General features: G+C 60.6%; 22 protein-coding genes. 8 read left to right on the top strand and 14 right to left on the bottom strand.

The genetic code is table 11. The features are described from left to right. Positions 1–87 precede the first annotated feature (87 nt). From plsB to AC4PS7_RS02845, 3 genes are read left to right on the top strand one after another with little or no spacing between them, the layout of a single operon-like run. Complete coding sequence (gene plsB, locus AC4PS7_RS02855) at positions 88–2,607, top strand: glycerol-3-phosphate 1-O-acyltransferase PlsB (protein WP_010212597.1); 2,520 nt, start codon at positions 88–90, stop codon at positions 2,605–2,607. A gap of 51 nt (positions 2,608–2,658) precedes the next feature. Next, positions 2,659–3,060: a YbaY family lipoprotein gene (locus AC4PS7_RS02850; RefSeq protein WP_176332289.1), complete on the top strand. Its 402-nt coding sequence runs from the start codon at positions 2,659–2,661 to the stop codon at positions 3,058–3,060. A 40-nt stretch (positions 3,061–3,100) separates the two neighbouring features. Continuing rightward, positions 3,101–3,790, top strand: a complete 690-nt coding sequence (locus AC4PS7_RS02845; protein WP_010212601.1) for a DUF4197 domain-containing protein — start codon at positions 3,101–3,103, stop codon at positions 3,788–3,790. Between the two features lie 437 nt (positions 3,791–4,227). Here the strand turns inward: AC4PS7_RS02845 and AC4PS7_RS02840 are convergent, their stop codons facing one another. Continuing rightward, positions 4,228–7,293, bottom strand: a complete 3,066-nt coding sequence (locus tag AC4PS7_RS02840) for an efflux RND transporter permease subunit (protein ID WP_021492438.1) — start codon at positions 7,291–7,293, stop codon at positions 4,228–4,230. A gap of 6 nt (positions 7,294–7,299) precedes the next feature. Next, positions 7,300–8,400 (bottom strand): efflux RND transporter periplasmic adaptor subunit, encoded by a 1,101-nt coding sequence (locus AC4PS7_RS02835; protein WP_021492439.1) that lies wholly within the window; start codon positions 8,398–8,400, stop codon positions 7,300–7,302. A 93-nt stretch (positions 8,401–8,493) separates the two neighbouring features. Between AC4PS7_RS02835 and AC4PS7_RS02830 the strand changes: the two genes are divergently transcribed. Next, positions 8,494–9,129 (top strand): TetR/AcrR family transcriptional regulator, encoded by a 636-nt coding sequence (locus AC4PS7_RS02830; protein ID WP_010212608.1) that lies wholly within the window; start codon positions 8,494–8,496, stop codon positions 9,127–9,129. 190 nt (positions 9,130–9,319) lie between these two features. Here AC4PS7_RS02830 and AC4PS7_RS02825 read toward each other — a convergent pair whose 3' ends face one another. Beyond that, a complete protein-coding gene (locus AC4PS7_RS02825) occupies positions 9,320–10,102 on the bottom strand; it encodes a class I SAM-dependent methyltransferase (RefSeq protein ID WP_021492440.1) in 783 nt (260 codons plus the stop codon). Between the two features lie 96 nt (positions 10,103–10,198). On the opposite strand from AC4PS7_RS02825, the gene AC4PS7_RS02820 reads away from it, so the two are divergent. Continuing rightward, positions 10,199–10,819, top strand: a complete 621-nt coding sequence (locus AC4PS7_RS02820; protein ID WP_010212611.1) for a hypothetical protein — start codon at positions 10,199–10,201, stop codon at positions 10,817–10,819. A gap of 3 nt (positions 10,820–10,822) precedes the next feature. On the opposite strand, the gene AC4PS7_RS02815 is transcribed toward AC4PS7_RS02820, so the two are convergent. From AC4PS7_RS02815 to ppc, 7 genes are all read right to left on the bottom strand, one after another. Beyond that, on the bottom strand, positions 10,823–11,521 hold the full coding sequence (locus AC4PS7_RS02815) for an extensin-like domain-containing protein (RefSeq protein ID WP_031290998.1): 699 nt from the start codon (positions 11,519–11,521) through the stop codon (positions 10,823–10,825). A gap of 3 nt (positions 11,522–11,524) precedes the next feature. Further along, a complete protein-coding gene (locus AC4PS7_RS02810) occupies positions 11,525–12,352 on the bottom strand; it encodes an isocitrate lyase/PEP mutase family protein (protein WP_465822496.1) in 828 nt (275 codons plus the stop codon). Between the two features lie 27 nt (positions 12,353–12,379). Next, positions 12,380–13,240 (bottom strand): DUF72 domain-containing protein, encoded by an 861-nt coding sequence (locus tag AC4PS7_RS02805; protein WP_021492443.1) that lies wholly within the window; start codon positions 13,238–13,240, stop codon positions 12,380–12,382. Next, positions 13,240–13,530: a hypothetical protein gene (locus tag AC4PS7_RS02800; protein WP_016979856.1), complete on the bottom strand. Its 291-nt coding sequence runs from the start codon at positions 13,528–13,530 to the stop codon at positions 13,240–13,242. Before AC4PS7_RS02800 ends, AC4PS7_RS02805 begins: the two co-directional genes overlap by 1 nt. Positions 13,531–13,690: 160 nt before the next feature. Next, a complete protein-coding gene (gene tsaB / locus AC4PS7_RS02795) occupies positions 13,691–14,377 on the bottom strand; it encodes a tRNA (adenosine(37)-N6)-threonylcarbamoyltransferase complex dimerization subunit type 1 TsaB (RefSeq protein WP_183701265.1) in 687 nt (228 codons plus the stop codon). 90 nt (positions 14,378–14,467) lie between these two features. Further along, the gene (gene adk / locus AC4PS7_RS02790) at positions 14,468–15,115 is read right to left on the bottom strand and encodes an adenylate kinase (protein WP_010212617.1); all 648 of its coding nucleotides are present in this window, start codon (positions 15,113–15,115) and stop codon (positions 14,468–14,470) included. A 297-nt stretch (positions 15,116–15,412) separates the two neighbouring features. After that, positions 15,413–18,040: a phosphoenolpyruvate carboxylase gene (gene ppc / locus AC4PS7_RS02785; protein ID WP_042571737.1), complete on the bottom strand. Its 2,628-nt coding sequence runs from the start codon at positions 18,038–18,040 to the stop codon at positions 15,413–15,415. A 185-nt stretch (positions 18,041–18,225) separates the two neighbouring features. Here ppc and AC4PS7_RS02780 point away from each other — a divergent pair, with 185 nt between their 5' ends. The 3 genes from AC4PS7_RS02780 (at position 18,226) to lptF (ending at position 20,107) form a co-directional block, all read left to right on the top strand. Continuing rightward, positions 18,226–18,570, top strand: coding sequence for a hypothetical protein (locus tag AC4PS7_RS02780; protein ID WP_010212620.1), 345 nt, complete (start codon positions 18,226–18,228; stop codon positions 18,568–18,570). A 270-nt stretch (positions 18,571–18,840) separates the two neighbouring features. Continuing rightward, on the top strand, positions 18,841–19,266 hold the full coding sequence (locus AC4PS7_RS02775) for a DUF4398 domain-containing protein (protein ID WP_010212621.1): 426 nt from the start codon (positions 18,841–18,843) through the stop codon (positions 19,264–19,266). Positions 19,267–19,321: 55 nt separating this feature from the next. After that, on the top strand, positions 19,322–20,107 hold the full coding sequence (gene lptF / locus AC4PS7_RS02770; protein ID WP_010212622.1) for a lipotoxin F family OmpA-related lipoprotein LptF: 786 nt from the start codon (positions 19,322–19,324) through the stop codon (positions 20,105–20,107). A 29-nt stretch (positions 20,108–20,136) separates the two neighbouring features. Here lptF and AC4PS7_RS02765 read toward each other — a convergent pair whose 3' ends face one another. The 4 genes from AC4PS7_RS02765 to AC4PS7_RS02750 all read right to left on the bottom strand — a co-directional run bounded on the left by AC4PS7_RS02765 (position 20,137) and on the right by AC4PS7_RS02750 (position 22,256). Next, entirely contained in the window at positions 20,137–20,331 is a 195-nt protein-coding gene (locus AC4PS7_RS02765) for a hypothetical protein (protein ID WP_021492447.1), read from the bottom strand. Between the two features lie 183 nt (positions 20,332–20,514). Beyond that, on the bottom strand, positions 20,515–20,859 hold the full coding sequence (locus AC4PS7_RS02760; protein WP_050513957.1) for a hypothetical protein: 345 nt from the start codon (positions 20,857–20,859) through the stop codon (positions 20,515–20,517). 168 nt (positions 20,860–21,027) lie between these two features. Then, positions 21,028–21,354: a PA3694 family proteiin gene (locus AC4PS7_RS02755; protein WP_010212625.1), complete on the bottom strand. Its 327-nt coding sequence runs from the start codon at positions 21,352–21,354 to the stop codon at positions 21,028–21,030. After that, the gene (locus AC4PS7_RS02750) at positions 21,351–22,256 is read right to left on the bottom strand and encodes an alpha/beta hydrolase (RefSeq protein ID WP_010212627.1); all 906 of its coding nucleotides are present in this window, start codon (positions 22,254–22,256) and stop codon (positions 21,351–21,353) included. Before AC4PS7_RS02750 ends, AC4PS7_RS02755 begins: the two co-directional genes overlap by 4 nt. Between the last annotated feature and the right edge of the window lie 121 nt (positions 22,257–22,377).

Below are 22,377 nucleotides of genomic sequence, written 5' to 3'. Positions count from 1 at the left end.
CGCTGCTTTTTTGCCGATTTTCGGCGAATACGGCACACTACTCGCCCGAGCGCCTGCTCGGTTTTTTCCACTTGAAGCAGCACGCCTATGACCCGTTCCCCGTTTCGCCGTCTAGTGTTCGGCACCTTGCGCCGACTGTTGTACCTCTGGGTCCGCTCGGAGACGATCAACCAGTCGTCCCTGACCCTTAACCTGGACCGCAGCCGGCCGGTGTTCTATGTCCTGCAATCACCCTCCCTCACCGAATTGGCCGTGGTCGATGCCGAGTGCACCAAGGCCGGCCTGCCGCGCCCGGTGCTGCCGGTCTCGGTCGGCCCGTTGATGGAACCCGCGGCGTTCTTCTACCTGACGCCGGAGCCGGACTGGCTCGGCCGCCAGGACAAGCGCGGCGCGCCGCCCACACTGACCCGTTTGGTCGGCACCCTCACCGAGCACGCCGAAGAGAATGCACAAATCATTCCGGTCAGCGTGTTCTGGGGCCAATCCCCCGAGAGCGAGTCCAGCCCGTGGAAGCTGTTGTTTGCCGACAGCTGGGCGGTCACCGGGCGTCTACGCCGCTTGTTAAGCATCCTGATCCTGGGTCGCAAGACTCGGGTGCAATTCTCCGCGCCTATCAACCTGCGTGAATTGATCGAGCACAATAAAGGCCACGAACGTACCGTGCGCATGGCCCAACGCATCCTGCGCGTGCACTTTCGTAACCTGAAGACGGCGGTGATCGGTCCCGATTTGTCACACCGCCGCAACCTGGTGAAGGGCTTGGTCAACATGCCGCTGGTGCGCCAGGCCATTGCCGATGAGGCCGAACGGGAGAAGATCAGCCCGGAAAAAGCCAAGGCCCAGGCCCTGCGCTACGGCAACGAGATCGCCTCGGACTACACCTACACCGCAATCCGCTTCCTCGAAGTGGTGCTGAGCTGGTTCTGGAACAAGATCTACGACGGCATCAAGGTCAACAACATCGAGGGTGTGCAAAAGGTTGCCCAGGGTTATGAGGTGATCTACGTACCGTGCCACCGCAGCCACATCGACTACCTGTTGCTGTCCTACCTGCTGTTCAAGAATGGCCTGACCCCACCGCACATCGCCGCCGGCATCAACCTGAATATGCCGGTGATCGGCAGCCTGCTGCGCCGTGGCGGTGCGTTTTTCATGCGCCGCACCTTCAAGGGCAACCCGCTGTACACCTCAGTGTTCAACGAATACCTGCACACCTTGTTCACCAAGGGCTTCCCGGTGGAGTACTTCGTCGAAGGCGGCCGTTCGCGCACCGGGCGCATGCTGCAACCAAAGACCGGAATGCTGGCGATCACCCTGCGCAGCTTCTTGCGTTCTTCGCGCATGCCCATCGTATTTGTGCCGGTTTACATCGGTTATGAACGCGTACTGGAAGGCCGCACCTACCTGGGCGAGCTACGCGGTGCGAGCAAGAAGAAAGAGTCGATCTTCGACATCTTCAAGGTGGTCGGCGCGCTCAAGCAGCGTTTTGGTCAGGTTGCAGTCAACTTCGGCGAACCCATCAAGCTGGCCGAATTCCTCGACAGCGAACAACCGGGCTGGCGCGCCCAGGACCTGGGCCCGAACTACAAACCGGCCTGGCTCAACGAAACCACCAACCGCCTCGGCGAACAAGTGGCACGCCACTTGAACGAAGCCGCGGCGGTAAACCCGGTCAACCTGGTGGCCCTGGCATTGCTGTCCACCACCCGCCTGGCCCTGGACGAACAAGCCATGGCGCGCCAACTGGACCTGTACCTGGCGCTGCTGCGCCGCGTGCCCTACTCGCCCCACACCACCCTGCCCGACGGCGATGGTCTGGCGCTGATCAAGCACGTCAAGGACATGGACCTGCTGTCGGAGCAGAGCGACGCCCTGGGCAAGATTCTGTACCTGGACGAGCAGAATGCCGTCCTGATGACCTATTACCGCAACAACGTGCTGCACATCTTTGCCCTGCCGGCGCTGCTGGCGAGCTTCTTCCAGAGCAGCTCGCGGATGAGCCGCGAGCAGATCCTGCGTTACACCCACGCGCTGTACCCGTACCTGCAATCGGAACTGTTCATTCGCTGGTCGCTGGAAGAGCTGGACACGGTGATCGACCAATGGCTGGAGGCCTTTGTCGAGCAAGGGCTGCTGCGCTTCGAGAACAACGTGTACCTGCGCCCGGCGCCGAGTTCGCGGCATTTTGTACTGTTGACCCTGCTGTCCAAAACCATCGCGCAAACCCTGCAACGCTTCTACATGGCGATTTCGCTGCTGCTCAACAGCGGCCAGAACAGCATCAGCGCCGAAGAACTGGAAGACCTGTGCACGATCATGGCCCAGCGCCTGTCGATCCTGCATGGCCTCAACGCCCCGGAATTCTTCGACAAGAGCCTTTTCCGACATTTCATCCAGACCTTGCTGGAGCAAGATGTGCTGCGCCGCGACGAGGCCGGCAAACTGAGTTATCACGACCTGCTCGGCGAACTGGCCGAAGGCGCGGCCAAACGCGTGCTGCCGGCGGAGATTCGCCTGTCGATCCGCCAAGTGGCATTGCATCGCGTGGATGGCGCCGCCGAGGCACCTGTCGACCCCGAAGCCACTGCACCTGAAGAAACCCGCTAGATTTAAACAGGCGCCGGATGGATTCCGGCGCCGTTGAAAAGGAGCAACACCATGAAAAAAATCATCCTCCTGGGCCTGACTGCCCTGCTCGGAGCCTGCCAATCCATGAGCCCCGCCCCCAAAGCCAGCCTCGACGGCGAAGTGTTCTATCTGCAACGCATCGCCCTGCCGCCCACCGCGACCTTGAGCGTCAGCCTGCAGGACGTGTCGCTGATGGATGCGCCGGCCGTGACCCTGGCTGAGCAGAAAGGCCCGGTCAAAGGCCAGGTGCCGCTGCCGTTTCACCTGAGCTATGACCCGGCGCAAGTCAAACCTGGCCACACTTATTCGGTGAGCGCTCGCATCGAAGTGGATGGCAAGCTACTGTTTATCACCACCGAACGGCACGCTGTGCAGCTCAATGGCCAAGACGCGCAACCCCTGCGCCTGCGGGTTGATGCTGTCGCCCACTGATAGTCTCCAGAACTTAAGCCAGATTAAAAAGGAAGCGCCCATGCTCCGTAACTCCCTTCGTTTCACTGCCCTGTGTGCCGGCCTGCTGCTCGGTGCCAACGCCATGGCCCTGGACTTGAGCAGCCTGTCCCAGGGCGACGCCAGTGGCGGCCTCAAGGACGCCCTGACCCAAGGCGCGCAGATCGCCGTGAAGCAACTGGGCGTACCGGGTGGTTTCAGCAACAACCCGGAAGTGAAGATCGGTCTGCCTGGCAAGCTGGGCAAAGTCGCCGACAAACTGAAAATGTTCGGCATGGGTGACCAGGTGACCCAGTTGGAAACCAGCATGAACAAGGCCGCCGAAACCGCCGTGACCCAGGCCCAGCCGATCCTGGTCAACGCCGTGAAGAACATGAGCGTGACTGACGCCAAGGGCATCCTCAGTGGTGGCCAGGACTCGGCCACCCAGTACCTGAACAAAAGCAGCCGCGAACAGATCCGCGCCAAGTTCTTGCCGATCGTCAAGGCCGCGACCGACAAGGTCGGCGTCGCCCAGCAATACAATGCCCTGGCCGGCAAAGCCGCTGCCTTTGGCGCAGTGGACGCCAAGAGCGCCAACGTCGAAAACTACGTGACCGAACAGGCGCTGGATGGGTTGTTCAAGATGATTGCAAAGCAGGAAGAAACCATTCGCGAGAACCCTGCGGCCGCCGCGACCAGCCTGGCGAAGAAAGTCTTCGGCGCACTGTAAAACCGGGAATGAATCCAGGCAGGTGTGGGGGGCTCACCTGCCCGGTTCCAAGCAGTTCTTCTACGATCAGAAGAACTTTCCTAAACCAAAACCACCGAATGCGATCATGCCTAGGGGCATCACACCGAAGCCTATGGTCATACTCTTGTTGGGCTTGCAAGCGTCCTTGCAAGGATCCTTGCAAGGGTTGGTAGGCTTGGCAGGTTCAGGCTTGCTAGGCCCGCAAGGATTACAACCCCAGCTCGACTTAGACGCGCTGATATTGATATTAAGCATTCCCATAAGCACTCCTTGAATCATTGAATTGAAGCGTCCACCAACAGGCGTGAACCCTGATTGGCGAAAGACCTGACAATCAGGTAATCAATGAGTGGCCCCACACCTTGGAAGCGTTCCCGCCTCCGCATCCCCTTTGTGAAAAACCCTACGACAACTCTTTACCCAGCCTGTGGTTTGACCCGGAACCATGCTGCGTACAAGGCCGGCAAAAACAACAGCGTCAGCGCCGTCGCCACAATCAGACCGCCCATGATGGCCACGGCCATTGGCCCGAAGAACACACTGCGTGACAGTGGGATCATGGCCAGCACTGCTGCGAGGGCTGTCAGCACAATCGGGCGGAAGCGTCGGACCGTGGCTTCGATAATCGCCTGCCAGGGCGCCAGGCCCGCCTTGATGTCCTGTTCGATCTGGTCGACCAGAATCACCGAGTTGCGCATGATCATCCCGGACAGCGCGATGGTGCCCAGCATGGCCACGAAGCCGAACGGCTGGCGGAATACCAGCAGGAACAGCGTCACGCCAATCAGGCCTAGCGGCGCTGTCAGGAACACCATCGCAGTGCGTGAGAAACTGCGCAGTTGCAGCATCAACAGGGTCAGCACCACCACGATAAACAATGGCACGCCGGCTTTGACCGAGTTCTGGCCACGGGCGGAATCTTCCACCGTACCGCCGACATCCAGCAGGTAACCATCCGGCAGTTCAGCACGCACGCCTTCAAGGGTCGGCAGGATCTGCTGGACCAGCGTCGCCGGCTGCTCCTTGCCATAGATGTCCGCGCGGATGGTCACTGTGGGCAGACGGTTGCGGTGCCAGATGATGCCTTCTTCAAAACCGTATTCGAGGGTGGCGATCTGCGACAGTGCTACGCTTTTGCCATTGTCGGTCGGCACCGCCAGGCTGGGCAGCAGCGACAGTTCGGTGCGTTCATGCACGGTGCCGCGCAGGAGGATTTCGATCAACTCGTTGTCCTCGCGGTACTGGCTGACGCTGGAACCGGTCAACGAGCTCTGCAGGAATTTCGACAGGTTGGCCGTGCTCACGCCGAGGGCGCGGGCGCGGTCCTGATCGATATTGAGGTAGACGATCTTGCTCGGCTCTTCCCAGTCGAGGTGCACGTTGGCCACGTGGGGATTTTCGCGAACCTTCACCGCGACTTTCCGAGCCAGGGCGCGGACTTCCTCGATATGTTCGCCAGTCACGCGGAACTGCACCGGATAGCCCACAGGCGGGCCGTTCTCCAGGCGTGTGACCCGTGAGCGCAGGGCAGGGAACTGTTCGTTCAGGGTTTGGATCAGCCAGGTGCGCAGGCTTTCGCGCTCCTCGATGGTTTTGGCCAGCACGACAAACTGGGCAAAGCTGGCGGCCGGCAGTTGTTGGTCCAGCGGCAAGTAGAAACGCGGCGAACCGGTGCCGACGTAGGCCACGTAGTTGTCGATGCCCGCGTGTTCCTTGAGCAAGGCTTCCAGGCGCTTGACCTGGTCGGCGGTGTTGCTCAGGGAGGCGCCTTCCGCCAGCTTCAGATCCACCATCAGCTCCAGACGGCCAGATGCCGGGAAGAACTGCTGCGGCACAAAACGGAACAGCGCCACCGAGCCGATAAACAGCAGCAGGGTGAGGACGATCACGGTTTTGCGCCGGCGCACGCACCACTCCACCATGCGTCTTACGCGCTGATAGAAGGGTGTGCCGTAGGGATCCGGCCCATCGGTGCCGTGCTTGGCCGCATGAATCTTCGCCAGGTCCGGCAGGAGCTTTTCCCCCAGGTAGGGCACGAACACCACCGCAGCCACCCAGGAGGCGAGCAACGCAATGGTCACTACCTGAAAGATCGAACGGGTGTATTCGCCAGTGCTCGATTGCGCGGTGGCAATCGGCAGGAAGCCCGCTGCGGTGATCAGCGTACCGGTGAGCATCGGGAACGCGGTGCTGGTCCAGGCGAAACTCGCGGCCTTGAGCCGGTCGTAACCTTGCTCCATTTTGATCGCCATCATTTCCACGGCGATGATCGCGTCGTCCACCAACAAACCCAACGCCAGCACCAGAGCGCCGAGGGAAATCTTGTGCAAGCCGATGCCGAGGTAGTACATGGTGGCAAACGTCATCGCCAGCACCAGCGGAATCGCCAGGGCCACTACCATGCCGGTACGCACACCGAGGGAGAAGAAGCTCACCAGCAACACGATGGCCAGTGCTTCGGCCAGCACTTGCACGAATTCGCCGACGCTGGTTTTCACCGCTGCCGGTTGGTCTGACACCTTGCGCAGCTCCATGCCGGCCGGAAGGTTCTTCTGCAGGCGTGCGAATTCACCTTCCAGGGCTTTACCCAACACCAGAATGTCGCCGCCATCACGCATGGCCACGGCCAGACCGATCGCGTCTGCCCCCATGTAGCGCATGCGCGGTGCCGGTGGGTCGTTGAAGCCGCGGTGGATGTCGGCTACGTCGCCGATGCGGAAGGTACGGTCGCCCACGCGAATCGGGAAGTTGCGGATTTCTTCCACCGTCTTGAAGTTACCCGACACGCGCAGTTGCACACGTTCGCTCGGGGTTTCAAAGAAACCGGCCGTGGAAACAGCATTCTGCTCCTGCAACGCCTGCTGGACTGCCGCCAGCGGTAAACCGAGGGTCGCCAGCTTGAGGTTGGACAGTTCGATCCAGATTTTTTCGTCCTGTAGGCCTAGCAGCTCGACCTTGCCCACATCCGCCACGCGCTGCAGCTGAATCTGGATACGGTCGGCGTAGTCCTTGAGTACGGCGTAGTCAAAGCCGTCGCCGGTCAGGGCATAGATATTGCCGAAGGTGGTGCCGAACTCATCATTGAAAAACGGCCCCTGGATATCCGGCGGCAAGGTCTGGCGGATATCGCTGATCTTCTTGCGCACCTGGTACCACAGCTCAGGAATCTGCGCTGAATGCATGGAGTCACGGGCGATAAAGGTGACCTGGGATTCGCCGGGGCGCGAGAACGAGACGATGCGCTCGTACTCACCGGTTTCCATGAGTTTTTTCTCGATGCGCTCGGTGACTTGCCGCGACACTTCCTGGGCCGTGGCGCCAGGCCAATTGGTCTTGATCACCATGGCCTTGAAGGTGAACGGCGGGTCTTCGCTTTGTCCCAGCTTGGAGTAGGACAAGGTGCCAACCACTGCCAGCAGGATCATCAGGAACAGAACGATCTGGCGATTACGCAACGCCCATTCGGAAAGATTGAAACCCATCGGGGACTACTCCTTGGCCGCCAGATTCACCACACGGTTGGAGCGATCCACCGGGCGCACCTGCTGGCCCTCGTGGAGCACATGCACACCCGCAGCAATGACCCAATCCGTAGGGCTTAACCCTTCCAGTACCGGTACGGTTTTTTCACCGAAAGCACCGATGCGTACCGGTGTGCGCTTAAGGGTATTGTCGGGCTGCACACGCCAGACGTAGGACGCACCGTTCTCCGCACTGAGAGCCGACAGTGGGACCGAGAGAGGAATATCGCCGTCGACCTGTATGAATACACGTGCGCTCTGGCCCAGTTCCGCCGGGACTTTGCCGCCGGTGAATGCCACGCGGGCAGCAAACGTACGCGACTTTGGATCGGCGGCCGGTGACAGTTCACGAATGCGGCCGGTGAAGCGCTGGTCAGGCTGGCTCCACAGCTCGACCGACACCGGCTGGCCGATCTTGAAACGGCCAAAACCCTGCTCCGGCAGGCTGATCAGCACTTCGCGCTCGCCATCGGTCGCCAAGGTAAACACGGTCTGGCCGGCGGACACCACTTGGCCAACTTCTACCGCACGCTTGGCCACCACCCCATCCTGTGGCGCACGCAGCACCGCATAGCCGGCCTGGTTGCTGGCCACGTCGAACTCGGCCTTGATCTGCTTGAGACGAGCAACACCGGCTCGGTAGAGATTTTCGGAATTGTCGTACTGGGAGCGGCTGACCATCTGACGGTCCATCAGGGTCTTGTAGCGGTCACGCTCGGCGCGCACCAGGCTCAGGTTGGCCTCGGCGGCGGCGACTTGGGCACGGGTGGCTTCCAGTTGCAGGCGCACATCTTGCGGGTCGAGTTCGGCCAGCGCCTGGTTGGCCTTGACCCGCTCGCCCTCTTCCACTAACCGCTTGCTGACTTTGCCACCGATGCGAAAGGCCAGGTCCGGTTCATAACGGGCGCGCACTTCACCGGGGTAGCTGTCCATCGACTGTGAAGAAGGTTGTGGCTGCACCACCATGGCCGGACGGATGGTGGTCTGGGCCGCTTCTTCATGGCCGCATCCGGCCAACAGGAAGACCAGACTGACAGGCAACGCAAAGGGCAGGAAAGTACTGCGCATGCTGTAGGACCTTTCGCAAATGGAGCTAAGAATAATTATACTGGCGGGTATGTTATTAATACCAAACTCACCAGTCCAGTATTAAAGGTGAAAATGTCCGACAATCCTGTGAACACCAATAGCCCCGGGCGTCCCAAGGACATGGCAAAACGCCAGGCAATCCTCGAAGCAGCGAAAATCCTGTTTTTGAGCAATGGCTACGCCAGTACCAGCATGGATGCCGTGGCCCTTGAGGCCGGCGTGTCGAAACTGACCGTGTACAGCCACTTCAACGATAAAGAGACCTTGTTCACCGCCGCGGTGGTGGCCAAGTGCGAAGAACAACTGCCGGTGATGTACTTCGAGTTGCCTGCGGGCATGCCCGTGGAGACTGTGTTGCTGAATATCGCGCGGGGGTTCCACCGCCTGATCAACAGCGAGGAGTCGGTCAACCTGCATCGCCTGATGATGACTACTGGCAATCAGGACGTGAAACTCTCGCAGATCTTCTTCGAGGCGGGCCCGATGCGCATGTTGCAAGGCATGGAGCGCCTGCTTGGCAAAATCGACCAGAGCGGCGCCCTGAGCATCGACAAACCGTTCACGGCAGCCGAGCACTTCTTCTGCCTGCTCAAGGGCACGGCGAACTTTTGCTTGCTGTATGGCTGCGGCGGGCAACTGAGCGAAGAAGCTGCCGAAGCCCATGTGCAGGACGTGGTGGGGTTGTTTATGCGGGCTTATCGGCCCTGAATCTTCATTGACCTTAAGGGCCTCATCGCAGGCAAGCCAGCCCCCACATTTTCGACCGATTTACACCTGATAGGGCTCGGGCGACTATCAGGCCGTCATGGGAGCAAGCTCCCTCGCCACGGGCCCAGCGCCACACCGACAAGTGTGTAGACATCTATGCGGCGATGAGGGCCTCAAACCTAAAGCAGCTTCAGGGTTTGAGGGCTTTCTTGGGGTAGATGTCATACCGGCTGGACTTGCCATCCAGCGCATGGCTCGGCTTGGGCCCGTCAATGCACGGTGCCTTGCGCGGGCGCTTCACCACCACGCGGTGGCTGGCCAGGGCCAGGGCCGCAGCCAACAGCGCCGGCGCGTCCGGATCATCGCCCACCAGCGGTCGGAACAGGCGCATTTCCTTCTTCACCAGGGCGGTTTTCTCACGGTGCGGGAACATCGGGTCGAGGTAGATCACCTGGGGCGGCTCGCCTTCCCAGTTGAGCATCACGTCGATGGAGTTGCCCTTGAGCAACTTCATGCGCGCCACAATCGGTGCCACCTCAAAATCATCCGCGCCACGTGCCAAACCATCTTCGAGCAAGGCGCCGATCAACGGTTGGCGCTCGATCAGGCTCATCTCGCAGCCCAAGCTGGCCAGCACAAAAGCGTCCTTGCCCAGGCCGGCTGTGGCGTCCAGCACCCTGGGGCGCACGCCTTGGGCGATGCCCACGGCCTTGGCGATCATCTGCCCGCTGCCACCACCGTACAGGCGCCGGTGCGCTGCCCCGCCTTCGACAAAGTCCACCCGCACCGGTCCAGGCGCGTCGGGCCCGAGCTGTTGCAGCTGTAGGCCGTGTTCCCCCACTTGCAAGGAAAAGTCCGCATCCGCCACGTGCATCGGCAAACCCAGCAGTGACGCCCACTGTTCGGCACGGCCCTGGAAACCTTCGCCCAAGGCCTCGACCTGGATGCGGCTGGCCGCTGGTTGTTCGCTCATCAATCACTACGCTCAAAAATATTAAGGATCGGCAAACAGCGGCCGATAAAAACAACAGTCAGGTATTTTGCCAGAGCTGAGCGTCGACCGAGAAAAATGTCAGACATTCTTCCCCTAACCATCGGTGTACTGCCGACCCATAACCACTACGGCCTGCGCAATACTCAAGCGCTGGCCGGGGTGAGTCATGTGTGGCAGGACTTCTTCGCCCGTGCATTGGCCGAGCAGCTCGGCGATACGCCGGACGCGCTGGCTGTGCAGGCGCCGGTACCGGCGGATCCAGCGGTAGAGCCCAGCGAAGGCGCCGATCTGTTGGCGCAGATCCTCACCCAGCGCGAATGCGATGTGAGAGACACCGAGATCGCCCCACCGGAACCGCTGTTCCTGCCAATCGCCGAGCTCGAGACCGACTTGCTGCCACCCGCCGCCCCGCCGTTCCCTGAAGAAGAAATCGTCGCCCAGCAGCGCCAGCAGAACTTCGAAAGCGGTTGGGTGCGCCCGATCGTGCTGACCGCCGGCCAACCATTGCCGGAGCCTGGCCCGGCGCCGGAGCCACGCCCACTGCACCTGCCTATCGCCGAGTTCGAACTCGACCTGCTGCCGCCCGCTGCCACGCCGTACCCGACCGAAGAACTGGTTGCGCAACAAAAGGCGCTGGACTTCGACTACTACTGGGCTCGCCCGCTGGTCACCCAAAACCTGCGTCTGGCCGCCTGACACTCAGCGACACACCCACCAACGCCCCATATCCAGATGAAAATGGTTGCGGTGCGCGGCGTTGTAGTCCGGGCTCAGTACCACGTTGAAATCATCGCAGGCGCTATCGCGGACCTCTCGCAAGAACCGCGCCTTCTCCCCCTCCCCCGGCCAATCCCTGAGCACGCTGACAGTGCGACCGTCCGCCAGGCGGAAACCGGCAATGTCCAGGGCATTGGCCGACGCATGCTCGCTGAGTCGCCCTTCGGCGCGGTTATACATATTGCGGCAGGCAAAGCTGCCTAGATGATCGACCCGCGCCACCGCCTGGCCGAACACGGCCTGGGCCGCCGGTTGCAGGCTGTGGCGCTCGAACAGCGCGAATGCCACCGCCAGCGGGCAACTGGCGAGAAAACTGCTGCTGAGTCCAACTGCCGCCCCCTGAACGCGCAAGGTATTGCGCAGCGGACACGCGGCATCGGCGGGCGTATCGGCTTGATGGCTGACGCGCAGGCCCGAGGTTACCAGCACCTGGTCGCACAACGCCGGGTGATCCTGCAGACGCCCCAGCTTGTAGCGCGTCAACAGATTCGGGCTAGCGCGCACATCCAACGGTGCCCACGGGTTCCAATCGGCCGGCAGCGGCACCCAGCCACGCCAAACGCCAACGGCACAGGCGCCGGCCAGGATCAGCAACACGCCTGTCACTTTGAAAACACTCACCCCTTAGCCCTTGAAGAACTGATTGGCCTGGCTGAACGGCATCTTGCGCTCGGTGAAGGTGAACGTGCCCAGCTCGTACACTTCCTGGGCTGCGCGATAGAACTCACCATAGGCAGCCAACGCCAGGGCCGAGCCGACGCTGATGCGCCGCACACCCATCGCGCTGAGCTGCGCGACGCTGAGGTTCAAGCCGCCGGACATCAATACGTTCACCGGTTTGGGCGCCACCGCCTTGACCACCGCCAGCACTTCCTCGGCACTGCGCAGGGCCGGCGCATACAGCACGTCGGCACCGGCTTCGGCGTAGGCTTGCAGGCGGCGGATGGTGTCGGGTAGATCCAGGCGACCATGCAGGAGATTTTCCGCGCGGGCGGTCAGGGTAAAGGGAAATGGCAAGCTGCGCGCGGCGGCCACCGCAGCTTCGACGCGCTCCACGGACAGGTCGAAAGGATAGATCGGGTCAGCGGCAATGCCCGTCGCGTCTTCGATGGAACCGCCGACGATACCGGTGGCAGCGGCACGCAGGATGGTCTGGGCGCAGCCTTTCGGGGTGTCGCTGAAGCCGTTCTCCAGATCCGCCGATACCGGCAACACCGTGGCCTTGGCAATCATGCTGGCATTGATCAGGGTGTCTTCCAGGGACAACGCCCCTTCCGCATCCGGGCGCGCCAGGCTGAACGCGTAGCCCGCACTGGTGGTGGCGAGGGCTTCGAACCCCAGGCTGGCCAGCATCACGGCAGAGCCTGCATCCCACGGGTTGGGCATCACGAACGCACGGTCACGCTCATGCAGGGCCTTGAAGGTTTCGGCGCGAAGGGTTTGGGCATCCATGTCTGGCTCCTGGCGGGGAAAGGAGCCCTAGAGTAACCCCAGTTGCTCCACGGCGGGGGCACGATCCAGCACAGGTAAGGCTGGCAGACCGGGCAGACGCGCCATCAACTGGTCATGAAAACGCAGGGCCAGTTGGGCGGCGAGGCGGTTATCCGAGGTGTGCAGGAATACGTAGGGGGTGCGGCCTTCTTCGATCCAACCTGCGACTTTTTCCACCCAAGGCACCAGAAACGAATCGTTGGCTTCCAGTTCGGGATGACCGATAAAACGCACCTGAGGAAACTGCGTCAGTGCCGCCGGCCGGGGGGGCACCTTGGGTTTTTTCGACTGGGCGTGCAGTACGGCAGCCGTTGTAGAGGTGCAACTGAACAACGCGCGCGGGTCCAGGCAGATACGCTCCACGCCCCGATCCCGTAACAAGCGGTTAAGCATGCGCTCCGCATCGCCTTTGGCGAAGAACGCCTGATGGCGTACTTCCACCGCCAGGGGCCGCTCCAAACCATCAATGAAACCTGCCAACTCCCCCAGACGCTGCGGTGTGAACGTCGCGGGCAGCTGCAACCACAGCGGCGATACGCGCTCACCCAATGGGCTCATCAAGCCCACAAAGCTTTCCGCAGCCGGTAGCTGTTCAATCAGGTTGCCGCTGTGGCTGATATCACCGGGAAACTTGGCCGTGAAACGGAAATCGTCGGGCATGATCTCAGCCCAGCGTTGCACCGTGGCGGTCGATGGGCGGGCATAGAACGTGGTGTTGCCTTCAACGGCGTTGAAGACCTGGGCGTAAAGCGCAAGGTAGTCGCTGGAACGAGCATCGGCGGGGTACAGGTACTCGCGCCAGGCGTTTTCACTCCAGGACGGGCAACCGAGGTAGTAAGGCAGACGCATCAGATGTGGATGTCGAGGCCCAGCACTTCCATATCCCATTCGACAAAACCGGCGGTGGTCAGGTAGCTGGCCAGGGCGGTGGCGACGCTTTTGCTCATGGAGCGCGGGAAGACCATGTCTTGCTGACGGGCGGGAAGACCACTGATGCGTGCTTGAGCGTTGGCCTGCGCGTCGGACTGGACCTCGATGAAGTCCGGCGAATCCTCGACGGACTCGTCTACCGTGACGTTTGCCTTACGCGGCTTGCGCTTGATCGGGTAGGACTGTGAGGAAAAGCCATCAATACGCATGGGCGCGAACTCGCTATCAGTAATGGCATTTTGGCAGCATCATCCATGGTGCGCAAATGCTCTGGTGATAACTAGAACACATAATTTGAAAAAGGTTTTAAATCGGGGGCAAATTCTGACGATTGGTGAAGTTAGCCCCAAACTGCCATCATTTTTGGCGTCAAGTAATCCCGCGTTCGGCCTTGGTCTGCGCCACTTTATCGCGCAGGTACACAGGTGCAGCCTGGTCTGCAGGAATCGCCTCGCCGCGTTCGAACGCGAAGCGCGCGAGGGTCAACAAGTCTTCAGCGTGGGGCAACATCGCCGCATCCTGGCCCACCAACGGCACAGCGATGCGCTCGCCATAACCCCAGCCGGTGCCAGCACCGAACCAGTCGCCGCTGGCATCGACAGGCAATACCGATGACTCCGGTGCCTGCACGGCTTCCACACCGACCAGGCGCATTTCACCCGCTGTTTCGCGGTAGCAGCCCCAATAGACTTCATCCATACGCGCATCGATGGCCGCTGCCACCTGCTGGGCGCCGTGTTCACGCAAGGCGCGCTGCGCCAGCATGGCAAGGTTGGACACCGGCAGCACCGGGCGCTCCAGGGCAAACGCCAGGCCCTGCACCACGCCGATAGCGATACGCACACCGGTAAACGCACCCGGGCCACGGCCGAAGGCGATGGCATCTACCGCTGCCAGCGTAGTGCCGGCGTCTTCCAGCAGTTGCTTGATCATTGGCAACAGCTTCTGCGCATGCAGGCGCGGGATCACCTCGTAGTGGCTCGTTACCTTGCCATCGTGCAGCAAGGCAACGGAGCAAGCTTCAGTCGCGGTGTCCAGGGCCAGCAGGGTGCTCATCGGTGTAGGTGTCCAAGTCGAAAAAAAGTGCGCCAGTATAAACAACAACGGCCCGCAAGCGGGCCGTTATCCGTGTAGCCGGCAGAGGGATCAGCTGAGTGCTTGCAGCACTTTGGCGGTGATCGCTTCAACCGAGCCGACGCCAGGAATGTGGCTGTACTTCGGCTTGCCCTGGGCGGCGGACAGCTTCTGGTAGAAATCCACCAGCGGCTTGGTCTGGGAATGGTAGACCGACAGGCGATGACGCACGGTTTCTTCGGTGTCGTCCTTGCGCTGCACCAGGTCTTCGCCGGTCACATCGTCCTTGCCTTCCACTTTTGGCGGGTTGTAGACGGTGTGATACACGCGGCCAGAGGCTTCGTGAACGCGACGACCGGCAATACGCTGGACGATCTCTTCATCTTCCACCGCGATTTCAACCACGGCATCCAGCTCAACGCCGGCCTTCACCAGGGCTTCAGCCTGGGGAATGGTGCGGGGGAAGCCGTCGAACAGGAAACCGTTCTTGCAGTCTTCCTGGCTGATGCGTTCCTTGACCAGGTTGATGATCAAGTCATCGGAAACCAGGCCACCGCTGTCCATCACGCTCTTGGCGATCAGGCCCAGCTCGGTACCAGCCTTGACGGCCGCACGCAGCATGTCGCCGGTGGAGATTTGTGGAATGCCGAATTTTTCAGTGATGAACTTTGCCTGAGTACCTTTACCGGCCCCGGGAGCTCCCAGCAGAATGACGCGCATCGATGTGCTCCTCAATTTTTTATATAGAGATGACGCTCGGATTCGCCGCGTGGGGGCAAATCTCGTAGAAGTGTGGCTCGTAAAAATAGAATTCGGGCCGCCCAAACGGCCAAAGGCTGATCAAGATACACAGCAGGCCTTAACCACACAAGCCGCCAAAAGTCGCAGGAACCCGCGCAGCGCTTACGTCATAGGTAGGGTGTGCCTGGGTGCAACCCGGCCCCATAAACGCCGGCCGCCCGTTTCAGGGCGGCCGCCGTGGTTTATCTGCAAGCTATTGAGAACACGCAAAAAACCCTAGCCAGTGTTACGCAAACCAGCGGCGATACCGGCCACGGAGACCAGCAGCGCCTGTTCCAGAGGGCTGTCCTGTGCCGCTTCCTGCTGGCGTGAGCGCGCCAGCAACTCGGCCTGCAGCAAGTGCAAGGGGTCAAGGTAGGTGTTGCGCAATCGGATGAACTCCAGGGTGTCCGGGCTATGGGCCAACAGTTGCGACTGGCCGGTCAGGCCAAGCACCACGCTGCACGCCTGCGACAATAGGTCGCGCAGATGTGCACCCAATGGCAGCAGGTCCGGCTGCACCAGGCGCTCGTCATACAGGCGGGCGATATCGGCATCGGCTTTGGCCAGCACCATTTCCAACATGTCGATGCGGGTACGGAAGAACGGCCACTGCTCGCGCATCTGCCCCAGCAGCTCGCCTTCTCCGCGTTCCAGTGCCTTGCTCAGCGCCGCCTCCCACCCGAGCCAGGCCGGCAGCATCAGGCGGGTCTGGGTCCAGCCGAAGATCCAGGGAATCGCACGCAAGCTTTCAATTCCACCCGCACGGCGTTTGGCCGGGCGACTGCCCAGAGGCAAGCGACCCAGCTCCTGTTCCGGCGTGGATTGGCGGAAATACTCGACGAACTGCGGATTTTCCCGCACCACGGCGCGGTAAGCGCTGACACCGTCTGCCGCCAATTCATCCATCAAATGGCGCCAGGCCGGCTCTGGCGGCGGTGGTGGCAGCAGGGTCGCTTCCAATACCGCAGCCAGATAGAGATTGAGGTTCTGCTCGGCGATATCCGGCAGGCCGAACTTGAAGCGGATCATCTCGCCCTGTTCGGTGGTGCGGAACCGCCCCGCCACCGAACCCGGTGGCTGCGACAGGATCGCAGCGTGGGCCGGGCCGCCGCCACGGCCAACGGTGCCGCCCCGACCGTGGAACAACAGCAGCTCCACCTGCTGCTCGCGGCAGATATCCACCAGCCGTTCCTGCGCGCGGTACTGTGCCCAGGCTGCCGCGGTAGTGCCGGCGTCCTTGGCCGAGTCCGAGTAGCCGATCATCACTTCCTGCGGCCCTTGCAAACGCGCGCGATAGCCCGGCAACAGCAACAGTTGCTCGATCACCGGGCCGGCGTTATCCAGGTCGGCCAGGGTTTCGAACAGTGGCACCACACGCATCGGCCGTTGCACGCCCGACTCTTTAAGCAACAGTTGCACTGCAAGCACGTCCGAGGCAGCGCCGGCCATGGAGATGACATAAGAGCCCAACGATGCAGCCGGTGCGGCGGCGATTTCCTTACAGGTGTTGAGCACCTCGGCAGTGTCCGCCGACGGCTTGAAATAGCCCGGCAGCAGGGGTCTACGGTTAGCCAGTTCCTTCATCAGGAAACTGATACGTGCCTCTTCGTCCCAGTCCTCGTACCGACCCAGGCCGAGGTAATCGGTGATTTCCGTCATGGCGGCCGAATGGCGACTGGAATCCTGACGCACATCCAGACGCACCAGGAACAGCCCGAACGTCACCGCCCGACGCAGGCAGTCGAGTAACGGGCCATCGGCAATCACCCCCATGCCGCACGCGTGTAGCGAGTGATAGCACAGCTCCAGCGGCTCCAGCAGGTCGCGATTGTTCTGCAATACGTCGGCCGGCGCCGGGGTACTGCTGCTTAACGCGGTATGCGCCCATTGGCGCGTCGCCCGCAGGCGCTCGCGCAGTTGCTTGAGCAAGGCACGATAAGGTTCGACGCTATCACCGACCTTGGCCTGCAACGCCGGGCTGGCTTGCTGCATCGACAGCTCGGAGGCCAAGTGGTCGATATCGCGCAGGTAGAGGTCGGCAGCCATCCAACGCGCCAACAGTAAGACTTCACGGGTGACCGGCGCCGTGACATTCGGGTTGCCGTCACGGTCGCCGCCCATCCACGAGGCAAAGCGGATCGGCGCGGCTTCCAGGGGCAAGCGCAAACCGGTGGCGGCATGCAGCGCCTGATCGGCCTTGCGCAGATAATTGGGAATCGCGTGCCACAGCGAATGCTCGATCACCGCAAAGCCCCACTTGGCTTCGTCCACCGGCGTGGGCCGGGTGCGGCGGATTTCTTCGGTGTGCCAGGCCTCGGCGATCAAGCGTTGCAGGCGCTGGCGGATCTGCTCGCGCTCTGCGGTGGTGAGGTCGCGATGATCCTGCGCCGCCAGTTGGGCGGCGATGGCATCGTATTTCTGGATCAGGGTGCGACGCGCCACTTCGGTAGGGTGGGCGGTGAGCACCAGTTCGATCTCCAGGCGCCCCAACTGGCGGGCCAGGGATTCGTTGCTGTGGCCTTCGCTTTGCAGGCGCGCCAGCAACTCGGGCAATACGCGGGACTCGAACGGTGCCGGCTGGGACTCATCACGCCGGTGGATCAGTTGGTACTGCTCGGCGATGTTGGCCAGGTTGAGAAACTGGTTGAACGCCCGTGCTACCGGCAACAGTTCATTTTCCTGCAACTGGTTGAGGCGGGTGCTCAGCTCATCCCCGGCCCCCCGACGGTCCGCCTTGGCGCCTTTGCGGATCTGCTCGATCTTGTCGAGGAAATCATCGCCGTACTGCTCTCGAATGGTGTTGCCCAACAGCTCACCCAGCAGGTGAACATCCTCACGCAAGCGTGCATCGATATCACTCATCAGCCAATCTCCAGCCAGAAATCCGGGACGCGCAGGTTTGCCAGAGTGCCGCCAGCATCAATTTATGACAAGACTTTAAACCTTGTGAGTTGCGGCTAGTCTCAAGGTTAAGTCGTCGCGTTTATCCACGCAGGCGACTGGACACTCATCACCGCCTGCTAAACGCGGGCTTCATTGAGGTTGCCATGAAAATTCGAGAACTGGCCCAGCACTGGGAAGAGAACGCCAAGGGTCGCCTGACCAAGACCGAATACGCCATCCATCTGGATATGGAGTCCGCCGCGCGGCTGGCGGCCATTACCGAGATGTACCCCAAACGCCACCCTGAAGAATTGCTCGGTGAGTTGATCGGTGCCGCCCTTGAAGAGCTGGAAGCCAGCTTCCCTTACATCAAGGGCCAGCAGGTGATTGCCACCGATGAAGAAGGCGATCCGCTGTACGAGGACGTCGGCCCTACCCCACGCTTTCTGACGCTGTCTCGCCGCTATCTGCATGATTTGTCGGCGAGCACTGACGAACAGAAACACTGACACCCCTACCAAACCCCTGTATTCCGGGCTCCTGACGGGCCCGGCGTACCACTGCGCAACGCAGAAGTTCCAATTTTTTATGCTGACCAATCAGTCAGATATTTTTTTAGGCAAATCGCCATCTTCTCTGAACTTTTGAAAAAAGCCTCCGGTCACAGCCAGTAAGCCATCACTTGGAACGGTCGTTTTAAAGGGCAATTTGTGCACCAGTGCCAGCCCCGCCGCCGCAGACCAGTGACATGGATTTTAATGTTTTTCAGGAGTTATCCAATGGAGTTGAAGACGATGAAGACCAGCACTGCCAAATCCTCGTTTAACCACCTGCGCGGGCTTAAATTGGCCGCGCTGGCAATCGGCACCAGCTTCGTCCTGGCGGGCTGCGCCGGCAACCCTCCGACCGAGCAGTACGCGGTCACCCAGTCCGCCGTGAACAGCGCCGTCAGCGCTGGCGGCACTGAGTACGCGGCTGTGGAAATGAAGTCGGCCCAGGACAAGCTCAAAGAAGCCGAAATTGCCATGCACGACAAGAACTACGACAAAGCTCGCCAGTTGGCTGAACAAGCCGAGTGGGACGCTCGCGTCGCGGAACGCAAGGCTCAAGCCGCCAAGGCTGAACAGGCTGTGAAGGATTCCCAGAAGGCTGTTGATGAGTTGCGTAAGGAAGGCATGCGTCCGGCTGCTATCCAGCAGAAGTAAGACGCTTCCTGTGACCAAATCGCACCTGATATCGAATTGAAAGGACGACACGACTATGCGTAAACAATTGATGATCCCTGCCCTGCTGGCGATGAGCGTTGCACTGGCGGCCTGCTCCACCCCGCCAAACGCGAACCTGGAAAATGCACGGACCAACTTCTCGTCCCTGCAGACCAACCCGCAAGCCACTAAGCTCGCGGCCCTGGAAACCAAGGACGCCAGCGAATGGCTGGACAAGGCTGACAAGGCCTACCGCGACAAGGAAGACGAGAAGAAAGTCGACCAACTGGCGTACCTGACCAACCAGCGCGTTGAAGTGGCCAAAGACACCATCGTGCTGCGTGAATCCGAAGCCAAGCTGAAAAACGCTGGCGACGAGCGTGCCCGCGCCTTGCTGGATGCCCGCGATGCGCAGATCAAGCAACTGCAGGACAGCCTGAACGCCAAGCAGACCGATCGCGGTACGCTGGTGACCTTCGGTGACGTGCTGTTCGCCACCAACAAGTCTGACCTGAAATCCAGCGGCCTGGTGAACATCACCAAACTGGCTCAGTTCCTGCGCGACAACCCGGATCGCAAAGTGATCGTCGAGGGCTACACCGACAGCACCGGTTCCGATTCGTACAACCAGAGCCTGTCCGAGCGTCGTGCGGCTTCGGTACAACGCGCACTGGCTCAACAAGGCGTGGATATCTCGCGCATCGTGACCCAGGGCTACGGCAAGGAATACCCGGTTGCCGACAACGGCAGCGTGTCGGGCCGTGCCATGAACCGTCGCGTTGAAGTGACTATCTCCAACGACAACCAGCCGGTCAAGCCACGGTCTTCCGTTGCTAACTGATTGATTGGCATTGGTTAAAAAAACCCACCTCACGGTGGGTTTTTTTTCGGCTCATCAAACTGAATAGTGCGATTCGTGTCCTCGGCTGGCATTTCAATCTTCGCGCCCGCCTGCTCATCCACCCGTTGATCGCGCTTGTACTTGCGAGCGGCTTCCTGTTCCAGCGCTACATGCTGCCTTGCCATGGCCAACATGTTTTCCAATACAGGAATGTGTATTTTCATCCTCGACCCAATCTATGTAGGTTTCAGCATTTTATGTGGCATTTAAGTCAAAGCGGTTCCAGACATTTCCATTTCAGTTGCATGACATACGGCAGCCTGCATTACGCCCCACGTCGCTACAGGCTGAATAGCTGATCAGCACGAAAAAACCGCCCCGAAAGGGCGGTTTTTGAGAGGTGCCGTTCAACCACCGACCTTACCGGTGCCCTGGGTCTCCGGCATTTGGATCTGACCCTGTCCCTGGCCGCTACCTTGACCATCTTGGGCGCCTTGATCACCTTGCGCGCCCTGTGCGCCTTGATCATTTTTTTGCTTAAGCAGCTTTTCCAGTAGTTTCATCAGTTCGTCGAGCTCACCTCCGCCCTGGCTACCCTGACCACCTTTAGCACCTTGTGACTGCACATCTTTGATTTTACTTTGGACGTCCTGGATCTGCTGATCGAGGCCTTGGCCTGATGAGGCCCCCCCGCCGACATTCCCACCATTGCCCATGTTTCCTACACCCGATACTCCGTTTATACCCGCCATATAGGCTCACTCCAGACTAATGAAAAAATGGACCGATCAGCAAAGCCAATCAGTCCATGATCTGTGGTGAGCGCACCCGGCCGGTTCCGGTCGGCCGAGCGCCTGGCATGCGTTAAATCATTAATCGGTACTCAAAACGGAGCTTTCCCACAGCGGGAAAAACAGCGTTCACTCCTGTAATTGCGGGGTTTCCTGCCCCATGCAACGCACGGCCTGCTTCTTGTTGTTCACCAGCACACCGCTGAGGCCTTTCTGCTCGGTGTCGAACATCACCAGCACGCCATCCACGCACTGCGCCACTTGCGCGGCCGGGGTCAAGGAGATCTTGTAGTCCTCGCCTGGCACCGTTTTGAGCATGGTGAAATCGCTGAGCAGCAGGGCGTCTTCCGGCTTGGCGAAGTGCAGGTAACCGTAGAACCACAGGCAACCGACGGTGCCGATGATGGTGCCAATGCCGGTGAGGATCAGCGGGATCATGTTGCGTTCTTCGCTCATTGCGGGCTCTCTGATGAATCAACTTTAGGAATGGGGTAGTTCGGAATTTCGCCCAGGCGGCGCAGGCCGTTGAAGTGTTGCGGGTCATCCAGGTAGCGCAGCATCACGGTTTGCCAGGTCTTGTCGGCAAAAGTCTGCACATGCCCGCCCCGGGTCAACTGCAACACCCGTGGCGGCGGTGCGGCCTGGTACAGGCGGATGCCATTTGCCACCGGCACGATCGGGTCATCCAGGCTATGAAACAGCAGCTTGGGCACGCCAGTGAGCCGGGGCATGGCATGGATTGCACTGTCAGCATCCGGCACCAGCCAGGACAGGGGCACCTGCAATGGCCATGTTAACCAGGAGGTGCTCAGGGCGAATTGTCCTACGTCACGATAACTGGCAGGCACGCCGTCCAGCACCAGGGCTTTGAGCTGGGATTGGCGCTCCGGGTGAGCGGCCAGGTAGTGCACCGCCAGCGCCCCGCCCAGGCTTTGACCGAGGACGATCAGCGGCTGGCCCTGGGTTTCAGGCGCCTTGTCGATCCAGCTGAAGGCCGCATCCACATCCTGGTAGATCGCTGGCAGCGAGGGTTTGCCTTCCGACAAGCCGTAGCCTCGATAGTCCAGTAGCAGCACTTGGTAACCCTGCTCTGGCAGCCACCAACTGCCGCCCAGATGCCAGGCTAGGTTGCCGCCGTTACCATGCAAATGCAGCACCGTGCCCTTGAGCGGCACACCGGGCTTGGCCGGCAACCACCAGGCGTGGAGCTTCACGCCGTCGGCGCTGGTCAAGGTGACATCACGGTACTGCAGGTGTGCTTTTTCCGGCGTGAACGGCAGGCCGGGTTCGGGATAGAACAGCAATGAGCTGCAGCCGTTCAATGTGAGTAGCAGGCACAAAATGCCGAGGATTCTCATCCGTTGAAGCCTCGCTATTATTCGAAATTTTAAATCTTTCAGCGATTCAAAGGTGGGAGCGGGCTTGCTCGCGAAAGCCGTGTGTCAGTCAACTTATGTATATCTGATGTTCCGCTTTCGC

It is taken from the genome of Pseudomonas sp. DW-iso3, from assembly GCF_058725305.1.
This window is presented reverse-complemented; position numbering and strand designations above follow the sequence as displayed.

Excerpts from the sequence above, each read along its gene's own strand:
- AC4PS7_RS02805 (WP_021492443.1), bottom strand. The coding sequence starts at position 13,240 with ATGCGTCTGCCTTACTACCTCGGTTGCCCGTCCTGGAGTGAAAACGCC.
- AC4PS7_RS02825 (WP_021492440.1), bottom strand. The coding sequence starts at position 10,102 with ATGAGCGAACAACCAGCGGCCAGCCGCATCCAGGTCGAGGCCTTGGGC.
- AC4PS7_RS02835 (WP_021492439.1), bottom strand. The coding sequence starts at position 8,400 with ATGCGCAGTACTTTCCTGCCCTTTGCGTTGCCTGTCAGTCTGGTCTTC.
- AC4PS7_RS02830 (WP_010212608.1), top strand. The coding sequence starts at position 8,494 with ATGTCCGACAATCCTGTGAACACCAATAGCCCCGGGCGTCCCAAGGAC.
- plsB (WP_010212597.1), top strand. The coding sequence starts at position 88 with ATGACCCGTTCCCCGTTTCGCCGTCTAGTGTTCGGCACCTTGCGCCGA.
- AC4PS7_RS02760 (WP_050513957.1), bottom strand. The coding sequence starts at position 20,859 with ATGGCGGGTATAAACGGAGTATCGGGTGTAGGAAACATGGGCAATGGT.
- AC4PS7_RS02845 (WP_010212601.1), top strand. The coding sequence starts at position 3,101 with ATGCTCCGTAACTCCCTTCGTTTCACTGCCCTGTGTGCCGGCCTGCTG.
- AC4PS7_RS02755 (WP_010212625.1), bottom strand. The coding sequence starts at position 21,354 with ATGAGCGAAGAACGCAACATGATCCCGCTGATCCTCACCGGCATTGGC.
- AC4PS7_RS02765 (WP_021492447.1), bottom strand. The coding sequence starts at position 20,331 with ATGAAAATACACATTCCTGTATTGGAAAACATGTTGGCCATGGCAAGG.
- AC4PS7_RS02780 (WP_010212620.1), top strand. The coding sequence starts at position 18,226 with ATGAAAATTCGAGAACTGGCCCAGCACTGGGAAGAGAACGCCAAGGGT.
- AC4PS7_RS02800 (WP_016979856.1), bottom strand. The coding sequence starts at position 13,530 with ATGCGTATTGATGGCTTTTCCTCACAGTCCTACCCGATCAAGCGCAAG.
- lptF (WP_010212622.1), top strand. The coding sequence starts at position 19,322 with ATGCGTAAACAATTGATGATCCCTGCCCTGCTGGCGATGAGCGTTGCA.
- adk (WP_010212617.1), bottom strand. The coding sequence starts at position 15,115 with ATGCGCGTCATTCTGCTGGGAGCTCCCGGGGCCGGTAAAGGTACTCAG.
- AC4PS7_RS02810 (WP_465822496.1), bottom strand. The coding sequence starts at position 12,352 with ATGGATGCCCAAACCCTTCGCGCCGAAACCTTCAAGGCCCTGCATGAG.
- ppc (WP_042571737.1), bottom strand. The coding sequence starts at position 18,040 with ATGAGTGATATCGATGCACGCTTGCGTGAGGATGTTCACCTGCTGGGT.
- AC4PS7_RS02750 (WP_010212627.1), bottom strand. The coding sequence starts at position 22,256 with ATGAGAATCCTCGGCATTTTGTGCCTGCTACTCACATTGAACGGCTGC.
- AC4PS7_RS02840 (WP_021492438.1), bottom strand. The coding sequence starts at position 7,293 with ATGGGTTTCAATCTTTCCGAATGGGCGTTGCGTAATCGCCAGATCGTT.
- AC4PS7_RS02850 (WP_176332289.1), top strand. The coding sequence starts at position 2,659 with ATGAAAAAAATCATCCTCCTGGGCCTGACTGCCCTGCTCGGAGCCTGC.
- AC4PS7_RS02820 (WP_010212611.1), top strand. The coding sequence starts at position 10,199 with ATGTCAGACATTCTTCCCCTAACCATCGGTGTACTGCCGACCCATAAC.
- AC4PS7_RS02775 (WP_010212621.1), top strand. The coding sequence starts at position 18,841 with ATGGAGTTGAAGACGATGAAGACCAGCACTGCCAAATCCTCGTTTAAC.
- tsaB (WP_183701265.1), bottom strand. The coding sequence starts at position 14,377 with ATGAGCACCCTGCTGGCCCTGGACACCGCGACTGAAGCTTGCTCCGTT.